Here is a 16,506-nt window from a genome sequence, read left to right on the forward strand (position 1 = left end):
CCCGGAGGAAATCAATGAGGATCACCCCAAGAAGGGCCGTCGCGGCGACCGCCGTGGTCGCCCTCGGACTCACGCTCACCGCGTGCTCTTCCGGCGACGACGACGGTGCCGCAGCCGTCGACGTCTCCGACAAGATGACCGGCGCCATGGAGGACTTCGGCGTCGGCACGACCTTCAAGGCGACCGAGCCGCTCGAGTTCGGGCTCATGTACCGGGACCACCCGAACTATCCGTTCAAGGACGACTGGTCGATCATCCAGCGCCTGGCGGAGGACCACAACGTCACCTTCGACATCCAGTCCGTGCCGCTGGCCGACTGGCAGCAGAAGCGCTCGCTGCTGATCAGCTCGGGCGACGCAGCCGACCTGATCCCGTCCACCTACGCGGCCGACGTCGAGACGCTCACCTCGGGCGGCGCCGTGCTGCCGATCTCCGACTACCTCGACTACCTGCCGAACTTCCAGGACAAGATCGAGAAGTGGGGTCTGCAGGAGGACCTGGACCGCCTGCGCCAGGCCGACGGCAAGTTCTATGTGCTGCCCGGCCTGCTCGAGCAGCCCAAGCCGTCGTACTCGATCGCCATCCGCGAGGACTGGTGGGAGGACGCCGGGCTCGAGGACCCGAAGACGTGGGACGAGTTCGCCGACCAGCTCGAGGTCATCAAGGAGGAGCACCCCGAGCTCGACTACCCGTACACCGAGCGCTGGTCCATCAACGGGCCGATGGAGGCCACCCTCCAGGCCGCGGCGGGCAACTTCGGCACCGAGGCGGGCTGGGGCTACGGCGACGGCGTGACCTGGAACGGCTCCGAGTACGAGTACACCGGCGCCTCCGAGGGCTACAAGGAGCTCGTCACCTACTTCGCCGACCTGGTCGACCGCGGCCTGCTCGACCCCGAGGGGCTCACGCAGGAGGACGACCCGGCCAAGGCGAAGTTCAGCACCGGCAAGGTGGCCGCCCTCGGGTCGAACGACCAGGAGGTCGTGGTCTACCGCTCCGGCTTCGAGGAGGCGGGCGACAAGGACGCCAAGGTGAAGCACATCGTGGTGCCGGCCGGCCCGGCGGGCAACATCATGGACGCCACCACCGGCGGCCGGTTCGAGTCCGGCATCGCGCTCTCGTCGAAGGCCGCCGAGCGGGACGACTTCGTGGCCATGCTGCAGTTCGTCGACTGGCTGTACTACTCGGACGAGGGCCTCGAGTTCGCCAAGTGGGGCGTCGAGGGCGAGACCTACACCAAGGACGCCGACGGCACCCGCACGCTGGCCGACGACGTCGACTGGAGCGGCCTCAACCCGGGCGCGCCGAAGCTGCTGAACACCGACTTCGGCTACTACAACGGCGTGTGGACGCTCGCGCACGGCTCCACCACCGACCTGGTCAAGTCGACGCTCAAGCCGGAGGTGCAGGACTTCCTCGACGAGATGAACCAGAAGGACGTCGCGGAGAAGGGTCCGGGCATCGCCATGGACGAGCTGCAGCGCGAGGAGGCCTCGCTCACGCAGACCAACCTGCAGGACAAGGTCATGACGGCGACGGCCCAGTTCATCCTGGGCGAGCGCCCGCTCGACGAGTGGGACGCGTACGTCGCCGAGCTGGAGAGCGCCGGGATGTCGACCTACGTCGACACGGTCAACCAGGCGGCAGGCGTAACCAAGTAACCCCCTTCGTTGAGTGCTGGGTATTTGTTGGATTCGGCTGTCCGATCCGACAGATACCCAGCACTCAACGAGGTTGGAGAGGAGTGTTGTGGAGCGGGTTGTTGTTTCGGGTTCGGGGATCGGTCAGCTCGGGGACGCCTGGCGCACCTGTGTGGGCACGGGGCGGTTCAACCTGGCGCTGCGCCAGGACTACCAGGAGTCGCTGACACTGGTGCAGCGGGAGATCGGCTTCCGGTACATCCGGGGTCACGGCATCCTGCACGACGACGTCGCCGTGCACCGCACGTACGCCGCCGCCGGCCACCGGGGCACCGCCTACGTGTTCACCTACGTGGACCAGGTGGTCGACGCCTACCTGAAGCTCGGGATCAAGCCGTTCCTGGAGCTCGGGTTCATGCCCAAGGCCCTCGCCTCCGGCGACCAGACGGTGTTCTGGTGGCTGGGCAACGTCACGCCGCCCCGCGACCACGCCGAGTGGGCGAGCCTCGTGCGCGCCCTCCTGCGGCACCTCGTGGACCGGTACGGCCTCGACGAGGTGCGGACCTGGCCCGTCGAGGTGTGGAACGAACCCAACCTCACGCACTTCTGGCAGGACGCGGACCAGGAGGCGTACTTCCGCCTCTACGAGACGTCCGTGCACGCGGTGAAGGACGTCGACGCCTCGCTCCAGGTGGGCGGCCCCGCCATCTCCCCGGGCGCGGACGACTGGTGGGAGCCCTTCGCCGAGTTCGTCACCCGGCGGGACCTGCCCGCCGACTTCCTCTCCGTGCACGCCTACAGCTCCGGTCCGGCACAGCACGTGCCGTTCGGCGTCTACCAGACCTTGCGGGGACCCCAGCACCTGCTCGACCAGTTCGCCCGTCCCGGCAAGATCCTCGCCGGGACGGCGCTCGCGGGCCGCCCGCTGCACGTCACGGAGTTCAACACCAGCTACCGGCCCGACAACCCGGTGCACGACACGGCCTGGAACGCCGCCTACCTCGCGCCCGTGCTCGCGGGCGGCGGCGAGCACGCCGACTCCTTCTCCTACTGGACGTTCTGCGACGTCTTCGAGGAGGAGGGGGTGCCGGCGTCGTTCTTCCACGGCGGGTTCGGCATGCTCGGCCACCGTCAGGTGCGCAAGCCGACCTACCACCTGTACGCGTTCATGGCGCGGATGGGTCAGGAGGTGCTGGCGCGCGGCGCCGACCACCTGGTCACGCGCCACGCCGCCACGGGACGGGTGACGGTGCTCGCCTGGCAGCCCGTGGGCGGCACCGACGACCCGGCCGAGCCGGACCGCCACGAGATCCGCCTGAGCCTCCCGGTCGCTCCCAACCCGCTGGTCGAGCCTGTCGAGACCGGTCGCGAGGTCTCGACAAGCTCGACCGGCGTAGGGAGCCGGGTGTTCGTCATGCGGTACGACGTCGACGAGACCGCCGGCAACGCCTGGGCGGCCTGGCGTGAGATGGGCCGGCCCGCGTCGCCGTCGGGCAGACAGCTCGACGCGCTGCACGAGGCGAGCGAACCCGCCCGGCGCGCCTTCTCCCTCCCCGTCGTCCCGGCGGCGGACGGCGGCCGGGTCGACCTCGACCTGACGCTCGGCCGGCACGGCATCACCCTGGTGACCCTGGACCCGGTCCGCGACGAGACCCCGCCCTGGCTGGACGACGCGCGGATCCTCGGCCGGACCCCTAGCGACAAGGACGACGCGTGACCGACTCGAAGATCCTGTACGGCGGCGACTACAACCCGGAGCAGTGGCCGCGCGCCGTCTGGGAGGACGACTACGCGGCGTTCGACAAGGCGTCGATCGACACGGTCACGCTCAACGTCTTCTCCTGGGCGACGCTCCAGCCGGACGAGGACACCTACGACTTCGCGCGGCTCGACGAGATCGTGGCCCGCGCGGTCGACGGCGGGCGCGGCATCGTGCTGGCCACGTCCACCGGAGCGCTGCCGCCGTGGCTGGCGCACCGGCACCCCGAGGTGGAGCGCACCGACTTCCAGGGCCGGCGCCACGTGTTCGGGCAGCGGCACAACGCCTGCCCCAGCTCACCGGTCTACCGACGGCTGTCGGCGGAGCTGGCCGGCCGGATCGCCGAGCGGTACGCAGGCACGCCCGGCCTGGTCGCGTGGCACGTCGGCAACGAGTACGGCGGGTTCGACGGCGGCTGCTGGTGCGACCTGTGCGCCGCCGGGTTCCGCGACTGGCTGCGCCCGCGGTACGGCACGCTGGAGCGCCTGAACGAGGCGTGGAACGCGACCTTCTGGTCGCACACGTTCTCCGACTGGGCGCAGATCGTGCCGCCGAACATGCTCAGCGAGCACTGGCGCGGGCCGGACCACACCGCGTTCCAGGGCATCACGCTCGACTACCGCCGGTTCCTGTCGGACGCGATGCTCGCCAACTACCGCGACGAGAAGGCGCGCATCCGCGAGCACGACGCGACCACGCCCGTGACGACCAACTTCATGGGCATGTTCCGGCCGATCGACTACCACCGGTGGGCCGACGACCTCGACTTCGCGTCCTGGGACAACTACCCGCCGGGGCCGCGAGAGCACGCCCGCATGGCCCTGGCCCACGACGTCATGCGAGGGCTCAAGGACGGCGCGCCGTTCTGGGTCATGGAGCAGACGCCGACCATCACCGCCTCGCGCGACGTGAACCCGGTGAAGCGGCCGGGCGTGCTGCGGCTGTGGTCGTGGCAGGCCGTGGCGCATGGCGCCGACGCCGTCCTCTACTTCCAGATGCGGCAGGCGAAGGGGGCGAGCGAGAAGTACCACGGCGCCGTCCTGGACCACGCCGGGCGCACCGACACGCGGGCGTTCCGCGAGGTCGCGGCCCTGGGCGGCGAGCTGGCCGGGCTGGGGGACGCCGTGGTCGGCGCCCGCACGCCCGCCCGCGTCGCGCTGCTCTTCGACTGGGACTCCTGGTGGGTCGCCGAGATGACGGACGGCTTCAACCGGCACGCCAAGTACGTGGACACGGTGCTGGCGTACTACCGCGCGCTGTGGCAGGCGGGCGCCCAGGTCGACGTGGTGCCGACGACGGCGGACCTGACCCGGTACGACGTGGTGCTCGCCCCGATGCTGCACGTGCTGAAGGGCGACGTCGCAGCGCGGCTCGCGGACGTGACGGAGCGCGGGGGCTCGGTGCTCGCGTCGTTCTGGTCGGGACGCGCGGACGAGGACGCCAACGCCTACCTCATGGACGCCCCCGGGCCGCTGGCCCCGCTGTTCGGCGTCCGGGTCGAGGAGACCGACTCGGCCGAGCCGGGCGTCACCAACCCCGTGACCCTGACCGACGGCCCCGACGAGGTGGTCTCCGCGGCGCAGCTCGTGTTCGAGGTGCTCGTCCCCGAGGGCGCCGACGTGGTCGGCACCTACGGCACCGAGTTCTACGCGGGCACGCCCGCGGTGACGCGGCACCGCCCCGGCGGGGCCGGCGGCGGCGAGGCCTGGTACGTCGCGACCGGCCTGGACGACGCCGGGGTCGGGTGGGTGGTGCGCCGGGTGCTCGACCGGCACGGGCTCGTGGGCCCGTACGCCGACGTGCCCGACGTCGAGCTCGCCGTGCGGTCCAAGGACGGCGTGCGGTTCGCCTTCGTGCTGTCGCACGCGACCGGGCCCGTCGAGGTCACGGCGCACGCGTCCGGCGTCGACCTGCTGACCGGACGGACCGTGCGGCAGGGGGAGACGCTCCGCCTCGACCCGACCGACGTCGTGCTGCTGCGCGAGGACCCGTCCGGGGAGCCGGCGTGAGCTTCGGCGGCGCGGACGGCCCGGGCGCCGGGCGCCGGGGCGACGGCGAGCGGCGCGAGTTCGGCGAGGGCGTGCTCGGCCGCGCCACCGCGCTCGTGTACTGGCACCTGATCGTCGAGCTGCTGCTCGTCGTCGCCGTCCTGCCCGGTGTGCTGGCGTCCCTCCTGCTGGAGCGGACGCCGGGCAACGCGCTCCTGTTCGCGCTGTGCCTGCTGCCGGTGGGCCCGGCGGTGGCGGCGGGACTGTTCGCCCTCCGGGACCGCACGCGGGCCGAGGGACTCACCCCGGCGGCGTCCTTCTGGCGCGGGTACCGCCTGAACTGGAAGGACGCCCTGCGGGTGTGGGTGCCGGCGCTCGCCGCGGGCATGGTGGTCGTGCTGGGCCTGGCGAACGTGGGCGCGGGCGGCGTGCCCGGCTGGTACGCGGGAGTGCTCGTCGTGGTCGGCGCGGGTCTGGCCCTGTGGGCCGTGAACGCGCTGGTGATCGTGTCGTTCTTCGGCTTCCGCACGCGCGACTCGGCGCGGCTCGCGGCGCACTACCTGGGTGCCCGGCCGCTCGTGACGCTGGGCACGCTCTCGCTGCTGGTGCTCGCCGCCGGGATCGTGGTGCTGACCACGGAGGCCGTGCTCGGCCTGCTCGCGGTGGTCTGGCTCGCCCTCGTGCTGCGCAACGCGGCGCCCGTCCTGGCCGACGTCGAGCAGCGGTTCACGCCCGCGGGCTGAGTGCCGGTCAGGACGGCATTGTCCGATCTGCCGCCGTGCGCCAGGGTGTGCCCATGGCTATCAAGCAGGGGGACCCAGGACGGCTGACGTACCGCTATCTACGGGTGGCGATCGTTGCCGTGGTGCTGGTGCTGTTCGTGTCGCTGACCATGCAGATCGTCGCTGACCACGGGCGGCTCGACTCCGGCGAGGAGTGGTGGCACGCGTCGATCAGCGCGTACTTCTACTCGCCGGTGCAGAGCATCTTCGTGGGCACGCTGGTGGCCATCGGCACGTGCCTCATCGCGATCAAGGGCCGGCACGGTGCCGAGGAGGTGCTGCTCAACTTCGCGGGCATGTTCGCCGTCGTCGTCGCGCTGGTGCCCACGCCGCTCGACGCCGCGATGTGCACCGGCGAGCCGTACTGCGTGGACGTGCCCGAGCGGGTCGGCAACAACATCGGCACGCTGCTGCTGGTCGGCGGCCTGGTGCTGGTGCTCGCCACCTGGCCGCGGCGGCGCGACCTGGGCGGCTACCACGGCTGGGACCTGTGGCTCACGTGGCTGACGTGGGCCGCGACCGGCGTCTGGCTGCTGGTGTGGCCGGACAGCTTCCTCACGACGGCGCACTACGCCGCGGCCGTACTGCTGTTCGGCTGCCTGATCGCCGTCGCCTGGATCAACGGCTCCGACCAGGCCGTGACCGCCCAGGCGCTCGAACGGCTCCGCGGCCTGTCGCCCGCGGCCTACCGGGTCTGGTACCGGTGGATCGCCGTGGTGATGGCCGTGGTGCTCGTGGTGGGCCTGGCGACGATGGTCGTGCTCGACCGGTATGTGCCGGACCTGTTCCCGCAGACGCTGTTCGTGGTCGAGACCGTGCTGATGCTGGTCTTCGCGCTGTTCTGGACCCTGCAGACCATCCAGTTCTGGGACATCGGCCTGCCGGCGCGGGCGCAGGTCGAGACCAGCAAGGCCCCGGGCGACACGCCGTAGCGACTGCCCGCCGGGCGTGTCGCCCAAGGGAGAGCGTTATCGCGCCGGGTGTGTTGCTGTGCGTCGACGATGTCCACGCACAGCAACACACCTGGGGGACGTAGTGTCATCCCCGACGCGCGGCCTCGACGGGAGCGCGAGGACCTGCCGTCGACCCGGGGAGCCGCCCGATGAACGTGACCCGATCGATCATCCTGTTCCTCGCGGCCGCGCTGTTCGAGATCGGCGGGGCCTGGCTCGTGTGGCAGGGCGTGCGCGAGCACAAGGGCTGGCTCTGGATCGGCGCCGGCGTGATCGCCCTGGGCCTGTACGGGTTCTTCGCGACGCTCCAGCCGGACGCCAGCTTCGGCCGGATCCTGGCCGCCTACGGCGGCGTCTTCGTGGCCGGCTCCCTGGTCTGGGGCATGGCCGTCGACGGCTTCCGCCCCGACCGCTGGGACGTGACCGGCGCCCTGATCTGCCTGGTCGGTGTCGCGGTGATCATGTACGCGCCGCGGCCGGACGCGGGCTAGTCCCCACCGCGCCCGGCCCCGCCGCACCTACAGCGGGCGGCTGAACATCGTGCGGTGCGCGAAGTTGCCGTAACCAGCACGCTCGAAGGCCTTGAACATGGCGACGTTCCCGGCGTCGCAGTCGCCGCGGATCTCCGTCGCGCCCGCCGCGACCAGGACGTGCGTGCCGCGGGCGACAGCGGCGGTGGCGTAGCCGTGACCGCGTCCGGCCGGGGCCACCGCGATGAGGCCGATCACGGCGGAGCTCGGGGTCCGGGCGGGCAGGCTGACGGCGACCGGCCGGTCGTCCCCGTCGTAGCCGATCTCGAACCAGTCCGGCTCGTGGTCCAGCTCGCGCATCTCGGCGAGGTTGCGCTCGGCGGCGCCGCGCAGGCCGTGCTCGGCGATCTCGGCGAGGAAGATCGAGTCCTTCGTGTCGGTGAAGGTCTCGGCGAGCAGGTCGACGAACGGCTCCTCGCTCAGCTCCGCGAGCGACCGCCAGCGCAGCCGGTCGTCCTGGGCGGGAAGCGGGTCGCCGTCCGACCGGAGGAACCTGTGCCCGGCGCGGGTGACGGAGAAACCCTGGGCGGTGAGCAGCCGCTCGCGCCGCTCCGGGTCGCGCTGGAACTGCGGGGCCTGGCTCGGCGCGTCCAGCACGTGCCCCTGGGTGTCCGCGCCGAGCGAGCGGGCCAGCTCGGCCGCGTCCGCCAGCAGGGCGGCGGCGGTCTCGTCGTCGCCGGGCTCGAACAGCACCAGGTCCATCGGCACCGTGCGGCCCGGGATGGTCCAGAGCACGACGTTGCCGACGAGCTCGCCGTCCCGCTCGGCCACCAGGCACCAGTCCGGCCGGGTGCAGCCGTTCTCGAGCAGCCCCGCCAGGTAGTCCGCGGTCGCACCGTTCCGTTCGTCGTCGTCCGGGTGAGTGGTCAGGGCGGGCAGCTCTTCGGGCCGGGCGGGGCGGATCATCAGCACAGTCACGTTCCTTCGTCGGAGATCGTCAGCGCGCATGCTGGCGGCGGACGCCGAACATCCACTCCAGCTCGCCCGCGACAACCTACCCGCCGCCCCGGGACCCGCGCCGATGACTTTTCCCCGTCCGCCCCGTCGGACCTGGCATGGGCGACGACGCTGCGGCTGACGCACAGGCACGGGTCCAGCACGCGGTCGACCGGCTCGTGGCCGACGGCGGCGAGGTCGGTCTCCAGGTGGCGGTCGTCCACCGGGGCGACCTCGTCGTCGACGCCGTGGGCGGCCTGGCCGACACCGGGCGCGCGGCGGCCGTCGTCCCCGACACCCTGTTCTTCGCCGCGTCGACGGCCAAGGGGATCGCCTCCGCCGTCGCGCACGTGCTGGTGGAGCGCGGCGAGCTGGAGTATGACCTGCGGATCGCCGACGTCTGGCCCGAGTTCGCCGCGTACGGCAAGGGCGGCGCGACGCTGCGGCACGTGCTGATGCACGCGGTGGGCGTGCCCGCCCCGCCGTACACGACGACCGTCGGGGACCTGTGCGACTGGGACAAGATGTGCCGGCTGCTCGCCGACGAGGAGCCCTGGTGGGAGCCGGGCACCGGGTTCGGGTACCACGCCCAGACCTTCGGCTTCCTGCTCGGCGAGACGGTGCGCCGGGCCACCGGGCGCACGCTGTCGTGGTGGCTCCACGAGGCCGTCACGCGGCCGCTCGGCGTCGAGGACGACGTGCACTTCGGCGTGCCCCCGGCCCTGCTGGGGCGGGTGGCGCGGCAGGAGCCGGCCCCCGGGCCGCCGTCCTGGCCCGAGCCCGGCTCGCCCGCCGACCGGGCGCTCCCGCCCGGGATACGGCCCGACGCCGCGTTCGCCAACCGCCGCGACGTGCTCACGAGCGACATCCCCTCCGGGGGCACGATGTCGGCGCGCGGTGCGGCCCGCGTGTTCGCGGGCCTGCTCGGGTACGGGGACGCCGCTCTCGTGTCGCCGGCCCGGCTGACGGAGCTCGCGCGGCCCGCGTTCGAGGGGCGCGACGCCGTCATGGACGTGCCCGCGACATGGGCGTTCGGCTTCGCACCCTCGCGCCCGGGCGCTGTCCCCTCCCGCCCGGGGTCGGCCTTCGGTATGTTCGGCGCGAACGGCTCCGGGGTCTGGGCCGACATCGACTCCGGAGTCGCGGTGGCCGTGCTGCGGAACCGGTTCAGCCCGGGCTGGAGCATCGCCGGCGAGATCGACCGGCTCGTCGCAGAGCACTTTCCGACGTCGTCAGAAGGAGAAGCCTCATGGACAACCCAGTGACCGAGATCGACGCACGGTTCAGCGATCCCGGCGTGCAGCCGACCGCGTGGGAGGAGACGCAGGGGGTGCTCGAGAACGCCCAGCTCACCTGGCTGACCACCGTGCGCGCCGACGGCCGCCCCCACGTCACGCCGCTCGTCGCCGTCTGGCTGGAGGGAGCGCTGCACTTCTGCACCGGCCCCGAGGAGCAGAAGGCCGTCAACCTGGAGGCCAACCCGAACGTGGTGCTGACCACCGGCGACAGCACCTGGGACAAGGGGCTGGACGTCATGGTCGAGGGCCCGGCCCGGCGCGTCACCGACCAGCGGACGCTGGAGAAGCTCGCCGAGGCGTGGCGCACCAAGTGGACCGGGCAGTGGCAGTACGAGGTGGGCGAGGACGCCTTCACCAACGACATCGGCGGGATCGCGCTCGTGTTCGCGGTCCAGCCGACCAAGGTGCTCGCCTTCGGCAAGGGCACGTACAGCCACACCCGCTACACGCCGCGTTAGTCAGTACAACCACGGCGCCGCCTTGCGCACCGCCGTGCCGAGCGCCGGCGTGAGCGTGCGCAGGTAGGTGGCGGTCAGGTGGGAGCCGTCCCGGTAGACCATGACGTTGCCGACCACGGGCGGGCACGACCGGGGCTCGCAGATCACGTCCGACAGGTCGATGTGCCCGGCGCTCGCGGGCATGCCCGGGTGGTCGCGCACCGGGTTGCGCCCGGCGAACACCTCTGCCCGGTCCAGCGCGCAGCGCGCGGCGTCGCGGCCGTACGACGACACGCAGTTCGGCGGGCTCCACGCGAAGCGTGGGTTGTCGCGGATCGTGACCACCGGGATGCCCGCGGCGTCGAGCTGCTGCCAGGCCGCCACCTCGGCCGGGACGACGACCTCCGCCCGGTCCTCGTAGGTGTGCGTGCCGGTCACGAACACCGCGTCCGGGTCCAGCTCGGCAGCCTCCGCCAGCAGGTTCGCGCTCCAGCGCTCGCAGTCGTCGGCGGGCGCGGGCACGTACCGCACGCGGCACTGGCCCTTCCCGGCGACCAGCACTCGCCAGCCGTGCTGCCGTGCCACCCGGTTGATGGCCGGTGCCCACTGGTAGGTGTGGGAGCCGCCGGCCACGAGCACCGTCCGGGTCGGTTCGTCCGGGTCGTGGAGCGTGCACATCCGCACCTGGTCGAGCCCGGGACCGTCGCCGTGCTCCTGGATGCAGTCCGCGTCGTGGTCCACCCGGGTGTGGTCGACCTTGGCGATCTCGGGTGCCGGGCGCACGGGTGCCGTCGCGGACACCTCGGCGGCCGCGGTGCCGGTCGCGGTGGACGACGTGCCCTGGCCCGCGGACGACCTCCCCGCGGCCAGCACCTGGGCACCCGCGTACTCGGCGCCGAGGTGCTGGAGCGCCTCGAGCTCGGTCGCCTCCCGTTCCTGGACCCGGACGCCGGCGGTCAGGGTCGGCACGACGACGAGCGCGGTGGCGGCGCCGGCGGCCACCAGGGCGACGGCCGACCGGCGCAGTGTCAGGGCGCGCGGCACCGCGAGGCCCACGGGCCGCGCGACCACCTGGCGCGTGACCCAGGCCAGCAGCACCGACACGGCCAGCACCAGCGTGGCCCCGCGCCAGCCGACGGCCGGGAAGCCCCGGACGGCCAGGTAGAAGATGAGCACCGGCCAGTGCCACAGGTACAGCTCGTACGAGATGCCCGCCAGGAACCGGAGCGGCGCCAGGTCGAGCACCCGCCGCGGGCCCCATGAGACCGGCGTTCCGGCGCCCGCGAGCACCAGCAGGGCCCCCGTCACCGGCCAGAGCGTCCAGACGCCGGGAAACAGCGTGCCGCCGTCGAGCAGGAAGCCGGACGAGAGGACGAGGCCCAGGCCGACCCAGGCGCCCGCGGTGCGCAGCCGCACGGCGCCGTGCAGCGGGACGAGCGCCAGCAGCGCTCCCAGGCCGAGCTCCCAGAACCGGGTGGCGGTGTGGAAGTAGGCCACCGGCTGCAGCACGTCGGTGAGGTAGAGGGCGCCCGCGAACGAGGCGGCGGACCCGACGGCGACGGCCAGGGCGAGCCGCCGTCGGACCAGGACGCCCGCGCGCCGGCACAGCCAGGCTGCCGCGAGCACGACCAGCGGCCAGGCCAGCAGGAACTGACCCTGCACGGAGAGCGACCAGAAGTGCTGGAGCGGGCTGGCCGCCGGGCCGGCGGCGCCGTAGGCCAGCTCGTTCGAGATCAGGTCCCAGTTCTCCGCGTACAGGGCCGACGCGACCACCTGGCGCCACACGTCGAGCCACCGCGCGGCAGGCAGCAGCGTCCACGCGGCGAGCGCGACGGCCCCCAGCACCACGAGGGCCGACGGCGCCAGGCGTGCCGCGTTCCGCGCGTACACCGCGCCGAGCCGCAGGGTGCGCGACTCGGCCCGGCGCACGAGCGACCCGGTCACCAGGAACCCGGAGATCACCAGGAAGACGTCCACGCCCCCGGACACCCGGCCGGCGCCGAAGAGGTGGAACAGCACCACGAGCAGCAGCGCGAGCCCGCGCAGGCCGTGCACCTCGGTGAGGTGCTGTCGGGCCGTCGTGGGGGTGGGGGAGGGCGGGGTCGGCGGGGCGGCGTCGGACATGGGGACCACCAGGTGTGAAGGGGAGCGATCTACACACCTGGGGACGAAGTCCTTGGATCCACCGTTGTGGTCGTTACCGAAGCGCGACCGGAGATCACCCGCTCAGAAGATGGTGCGTCCTCTTTCGTCTGGAATGCCGGACTTCCGGAGGAAGTAGGTGTTCACCTGGTCCCGCCACTCGGTGGCGCTGCGGAGCTGCTCGGCGAGCCGCTCGGAGACCCGCTCCGAGACGCGCGGCTCCACGTGCCCCGACACCGCGGACCACGCCTCGATCATCGCCTCCACCCGGGCCACGCCCTCGAAGTGCGCGTCGTAGATGTGCTGCACCACGGTGCTGCCGCTGTGCAGCACGTGCGTGTACGGCACGTGGTGGAAGAACAGGAGCAGCTCGTCGGGGCAGGTCGACGGTGACTCGTAGGCCGTCGACCACGGCCCCGGGTACTGGCCCGCGTAGCCCGTGCCGGTCCGGACCGTGCGGTCGACGCCGATGCCGTCCCGGTCCGCGAAGTGGTACGTGCCCCACGGGGTGTACTCGTAGCCGTCGACGTCGGGCCCGTAGTGGTGGCCGGGGCGCACCATGAAGCCCACCCCGAGCGGCGCCGTGTACTGCTCGTACGTCTCCCACGACCGGTCCAGCACGGCGTGCAGGGCCTGCCGGACGGCGTCCGGGGCACCCGGGAACGTGAGGCCCGCCCACTCGTCGAGCACGGCGGCCGGGTCGAGCGTCGGGTCCCAGCACAGCCGCCCGTACGCGTAGAGGTTGGCCTGGGCGAACGGGTGGCCCGTCCAGAACTCGTCGTCGCCCACGTTGGAGACGGCGGCGAACCCGCCCGCCGGCTTGCGCCAGGTGCCGGTGCCCGGGTCCTCGACGGCCTTGCCCCGGCCCGTGGCGAGGTCCGCGACGGTGGGCGAGCCGCCCTCGCGGCCGGCCGGGTCCCAGAACCGGAACCCGAGGATCTGGCTCCACTGCGGGCCGAGGTACACGGCGTGCTGCTGCTGGCCGGTGTACTCCTGGGTGATCTGCAGCTCCAGCGCCACCCGGGTGTGCGGCATCGCGGACAGCACGGGGGAGAGGGGCTCGCGCACCTGGAAGTCCAGCGGCCCGTACTTGACCTGCAGCACCACGTTGTCCGAGAACGCCCCGTCGAGCGGGTGGAAGTGGTCGTACGCGGCGCGGGCGCGGTCGGTCGACCGGTCGCGCCAGTCCTGCCGGTGGTCGTAGACGAACGCACGCCAGTGGATCAGGCCGTCGTACGGCTCGACCGCAGCGGCGAGCATGTTCGCGCCGTCGGCGTGCGTGCGCCCGTAGGCGAACGGCCCGGGCTGGCCCTCGGAGTCCGCCTTGACCACGAAGCCGCCGAAGTCCGGGATCGCGTCCCAGACCCGCGCCGCCGCGCGGACCCACCAGTGGGCGACGCCCTGGTCGAGCGGGTCCGAGGTGGGCAGGCCGCCGAGCGTGATGGGCGACGCGAACGACACCGACAGGTGCACCCGGATGCCCCACCGCCGGAAGACGGCGGCCACGCGGACGACGTCGCCCAGGTCCTCCGTGAGCAGGCGCGCCTCGCGCGCGTGCACGTTGACGTTGTTGATCGCCACACGGTTGATCCCGACGGCGGCCAGCAGCCGCGCGTACCGCTCGACCCGGGACAGGTCGGCGTGCACGAAACCGTTGTCGTAGAAGATCGAGCCGCCCGAGTAGCCCCGTTCGACCTGCCCCATCACGGGATGCACGTCCACGTTGTCCCAGTGGTCGAGCATCCGCAGGTCGGTGGCGGGGGCGTGCGTCTCGTCGACGTCCGGCCCGTCGAACGCGGCCTCGCCCAGGCGCACCACGTGGAACAGCCCGTGCAGCAGCCCGGCGTCGCACGCGGCCTGCACGACGACGGCGCCCGCCTCGCGCGTGAGCCGGAAGCTCTCGTCCGTGCCCGGGGCGTCCGCGGCGGCGCCCGCGCTCGTGCCGCCGCCCGTGCCGCCGCCCGTGCCGCCGCCCGCGTCCGGGGGCGTCAGCGTGAGCACCAGCTCGGCGTCGGCCACGCCGTCCCCCACCTCGAGCCGGGAGAACGCGCCGCCGAACCGGGAGGTCGCCGCGGCGACCTCCTCGGCGACGGTGCCGGCGAGCGCGCCGTCGCCGGCCACCACCACCCGCCGGCTGCCGATCGCGGCGAACGCGTCGTCGGGCAGCCAGGCCGGGTGAGAGGTGTGGTCGGTGATCGGGCGCGGGGAGTCAGCGGTCACGGGGTGTCCCATCCGTCTTAGAGGTTGATGTGCGGATATATGGGGGTCTGCTGGAACTCTGCCTCAGCGACGGCGCCCGGGTCCACCCGAGGCGGCCGTTCTGTCCGGTCCGTGAAAACGCCACGACCGGGCCTCCTCTTCGAAGCCTAGGTTTCTCCGCTTTGCGGCGCCTCAAAGCGGAGAAAGCCGGGCCTCGAAGAGGACCGTCGGCGCCCGGGGTCAGCGGGCCGCGTACGCCGCCTTCGGCAGGTGGTAGGCCAGGTCGGCGGCGGTGTCCACGGCCTCGTCCAGGTCGAGGCGGTGCTCCGCCACCAGCCGGGCGAGGTAGCCGGCGTCGACCCGGCGGGCCAGGTCGTGCCGCGCGGGGATCGAGCAGAACGCGCGGGTGTCGTCCACGAAGCCCGACATGTTCGAGAACCCGGCCGTCTCCGTCGCGGCCTCGCGGAACCGGCGCATCGCGTCGGGCGCGTCGAGGAACCACCAGGGCGCGCCCAGCCGCAGGGCCGGGTACACGCCCGCCAGCGGCGCGAGCTCGCGCGAGTACACGTCCTCGTCGATGGTGAACGCGATCATCCGGAAGCTCTGCGAGTTGCCGAACGCCTCCAGCACCGGCCGCAGGCCGTGCGCGAACTCGGTGGCCACGGGGATGTCGTACCCCTTGTCGGGCCCGAACGCCGCGGCGACGGCGGGGTCGTGGTCGCGCAGCACGCCCGGGTGGAACTGCATGACCAGGCCGTCCTCGGCGGACATCGCGGCCATCTGGAACAGCATGTGCGCGGAGAACGCCGCCTCCTCGGCGGCGGAGAGCACCGCGCCCTCGGCGGCCGGCTCGGCCGCGAGGGCCTTCTCGAACAGGGCGCGCGCCACGTCGTCGGGCAGCGGGGTCGTGTCCGCGCTGAAGTGGCCGTGGTCCGTGGCCAGGCCGCCCGCCGCGACGAACGCGCCGCGGCGCTCGCGGAGCGCCGCCAGGTACCCGGCGTACGAGTCGGTCGCGATGCCGGACGCCGTCGCCAGCCGCTCCAGGTCGCCCCGCCAGGTCGCGCGGGCGGGGTGCAGCAGCGGGTCGGGCCGGAAGGTCGGCAGCACGCGGCCGGGCAGCTCGGCGGCGAGGCGGGCGTGCTCGTCGAGCGTGCTCCAGGCCGGGTCGGTGGTGGCGATGACCTCGATGCCGAACCGGTCCAGGAGCGCGCGCGGGCGGAAGTCGGGCTCGGCGAGGCGCTCCGCGATCTGGTCGTAGACCTGGTCCGCCGTCTCCACCGAGGGCCGCACCGTCACGCCGAAGATCTCGACGAGCTCGTGCTCCGTCCAGTACCGCGTGGGCGTGCCGCGGAAGTGCTTCCAGCCCGCGCAGAACCGGCGGAAGATCTCACGCGGGTCGGCCTCGAACCCGGGCGCCCCGGCGGGGCCGACGCCCAGCTCGGGGAGCGTGGCGCCCTGCGACACGAGCATGCGCGTCAGGTAGTGGTCGGGCACCACGAGGAGCTGGGCGGGGTCGGGGAACGGCTCGTCGTCCGCGAAGGCGGTGACGTCGACGTGGCCGTGCATCGACACGATCGGGAGGTCCCGGACCGCCGCGTAGATCTCGCGGGCGATCGGCCGCGTCACGGGGTCGGCGGGCAGGGCGCGATCGGGGTGCAGCGTCCAGGTGTCGGTCACAGTGTCCTCCTGCGGGCATCGTTGCCGGTTTCGGGTAAGCGCTTCCACATCGTAGGCACTGCCCTGCTTCGAGACGAACGTGCGGAACGAACGGAAGAAACAGGGCGTTGCGAACGTTTGCAGTCAAAGCCTACGATAGGTGCAAACGTTCGCAGTGTCGCGAAT

General features: G+C 72.7%; 12 protein-coding genes. 8 read left to right on the plus strand and 4 right to left on the minus strand.

The annotated features are described in order from the left end of the window. Positions 1-14: 14 nt before the first annotated feature. From ACZ7LE_RS02815 to ACZ7LE_RS02840, 6 genes are all read left to right on the plus strand, one after another. The gene (locus ACZ7LE_RS02815) at positions 15-1,661 is read left to right on the plus strand and encodes an ABC transporter substrate-binding protein (RefSeq protein WP_470401861.1); all 1,647 of its coding nucleotides are present in this window, start codon (positions 15-17) and stop codon (positions 1,659-1,661) included. 88 nt (positions 1,662-1,749) lie between these two features. Next, positions 1,750-3,357, plus strand: a complete 1,608-nt coding sequence (locus ACZ7LE_RS02820) for a GH39 family glycosyl hydrolase (RefSeq protein ID WP_470401862.1) — start codon at positions 1,750-1,752, stop codon at positions 3,355-3,357. After that, positions 3,354-5,408, plus strand: a complete 2,055-nt coding sequence (locus ACZ7LE_RS02825) for a beta-galactosidase (protein ID WP_470401863.1) — start codon at positions 3,354-3,356, stop codon at positions 5,406-5,408. The genes ACZ7LE_RS02820 and ACZ7LE_RS02825 overlap by 4 nt, the downstream gene beginning before the upstream one ends. Beyond that, positions 5,405-6,130, plus strand: coding sequence for a DUF624 domain-containing protein (locus tag ACZ7LE_RS02830; protein WP_470401864.1), 726 nt, complete (start codon positions 5,405-5,407; stop codon positions 6,128-6,130). The genes ACZ7LE_RS02825 and ACZ7LE_RS02830 overlap by 4 nt, the downstream gene beginning before the upstream one ends. 53 nt (positions 6,131-6,183) lie before the next feature. Further along, the gene (locus ACZ7LE_RS02835; RefSeq protein ID WP_470401865.1) at positions 6,184-7,101 is read left to right on the plus strand and encodes a hypothetical protein; all 918 of its coding nucleotides are present in this window, start codon (positions 6,184-6,186) and stop codon (positions 7,099-7,101) included. Between the two features lie 170 nt (positions 7,102-7,271). Beyond that, positions 7,272-7,613, plus strand: coding sequence for a YnfA family protein (locus ACZ7LE_RS02840; protein WP_470401866.1), 342 nt, complete (start codon positions 7,272-7,274; stop codon positions 7,611-7,613). 27 nt (positions 7,614-7,640) lie between these two features. Here ACZ7LE_RS02840 and ACZ7LE_RS02845 read toward each other — a convergent pair whose 3' ends face one another. After that, on the minus strand, positions 7,641-8,570 hold the full coding sequence (locus ACZ7LE_RS02845) for a GNAT family N-acetyltransferase (RefSeq protein WP_470401867.1): 930 nt from the start codon (positions 8,568-8,570) through the stop codon (positions 7,641-7,643). Between the two features lie 137 nt (positions 8,571-8,707). Here ACZ7LE_RS02845 and ACZ7LE_RS02850 point away from each other — a divergent pair, with 137 nt between their 5' ends. Together ACZ7LE_RS02850 and ACZ7LE_RS02855 are read left to right on the plus strand one after the other, a co-directional pair. Further along, positions 8,708-9,853, plus strand: a complete 1,146-nt coding sequence (locus ACZ7LE_RS02850) for a serine hydrolase domain-containing protein (RefSeq protein ID WP_470401868.1) — start codon at positions 8,708-8,710, stop codon at positions 9,851-9,853. After that, positions 9,838-10,344, plus strand: coding sequence for a pyridoxamine 5'-phosphate oxidase family protein (locus ACZ7LE_RS02855; protein WP_470401869.1), 507 nt, complete (start codon positions 9,838-9,840; stop codon positions 10,342-10,344). Before ACZ7LE_RS02850 ends, ACZ7LE_RS02855 begins: the two co-directional genes overlap by 16 nt. On the opposite strand, the gene ACZ7LE_RS02860 is transcribed toward ACZ7LE_RS02855, so the two are convergent. From ACZ7LE_RS02860 to uxaC, 3 genes are all read right to left on the minus strand, one after another. Further along, complete coding sequence (locus tag ACZ7LE_RS02860; RefSeq protein ID WP_470401870.1) at positions 10,345-12,447, minus strand: acyltransferase family protein; 2,103 nt, start codon at positions 12,445-12,447, stop codon at positions 10,345-10,347. Between the two features lie 102 nt (positions 12,448-12,549). Beyond that, the gene (locus ACZ7LE_RS02865; protein WP_470401871.1) at positions 12,550-14,685 is read right to left on the minus strand and encodes an alpha-glucuronidase; all 2,136 of its coding nucleotides are present in this window, start codon (positions 14,683-14,685) and stop codon (positions 12,550-12,552) included. Between the two features lie 219 nt (positions 14,686-14,904). Further along, positions 14,905-16,341 (minus strand): glucuronate isomerase, encoded by a 1,437-nt coding sequence (gene uxaC / locus ACZ7LE_RS02870; protein ID WP_470401872.1) that lies wholly within the window; start codon positions 16,339-16,341, stop codon positions 14,905-14,907. Positions 16,342-16,506: the final 165 nt, after the last annotated feature.

The sequence above is a fragment of the Promicromonospora sp. NPDC110617 genome, assembly GCF_055598465.1.

What these genes read in the sequence shown, in the direction of transcription:
- ACZ7LE_RS02815 (WP_470401861.1), top strand. Translation starts at nt 15, where the DNA reads ATGAGGATCACCCCAAGAAGGGCCGTCGCGGCGACCGCCGTGGTCGCC.
- ACZ7LE_RS02860 (WP_470401870.1), bottom strand. Translation starts at nt 12,447, where the DNA reads ATGTCCGACGCCGCCCCGCCGACCCCGCCCTCCCCCACCCCCACGACG.
- ACZ7LE_RS02835 (WP_470401865.1), top strand. Translation starts at nt 6,184, where the DNA reads ATGGCTATCAAGCAGGGGGACCCAGGACGGCTGACGTACCGCTATCTA.
- ACZ7LE_RS02840 (WP_470401866.1), top strand. Translation starts at nt 7,272, where the DNA reads ATGAACGTGACCCGATCGATCATCCTGTTCCTCGCGGCCGCGCTGTTC.
- ACZ7LE_RS02855 (WP_470401869.1), top strand. Translation starts at nt 9,838, where the DNA reads ATGGACAACCCAGTGACCGAGATCGACGCACGGTTCAGCGATCCCGGC.
- ACZ7LE_RS02850 (WP_470401868.1), top strand. Translation starts at nt 8,708, where the DNA reads ATGGGCGACGACGCTGCGGCTGACGCACAGGCACGGGTCCAGCACGCG.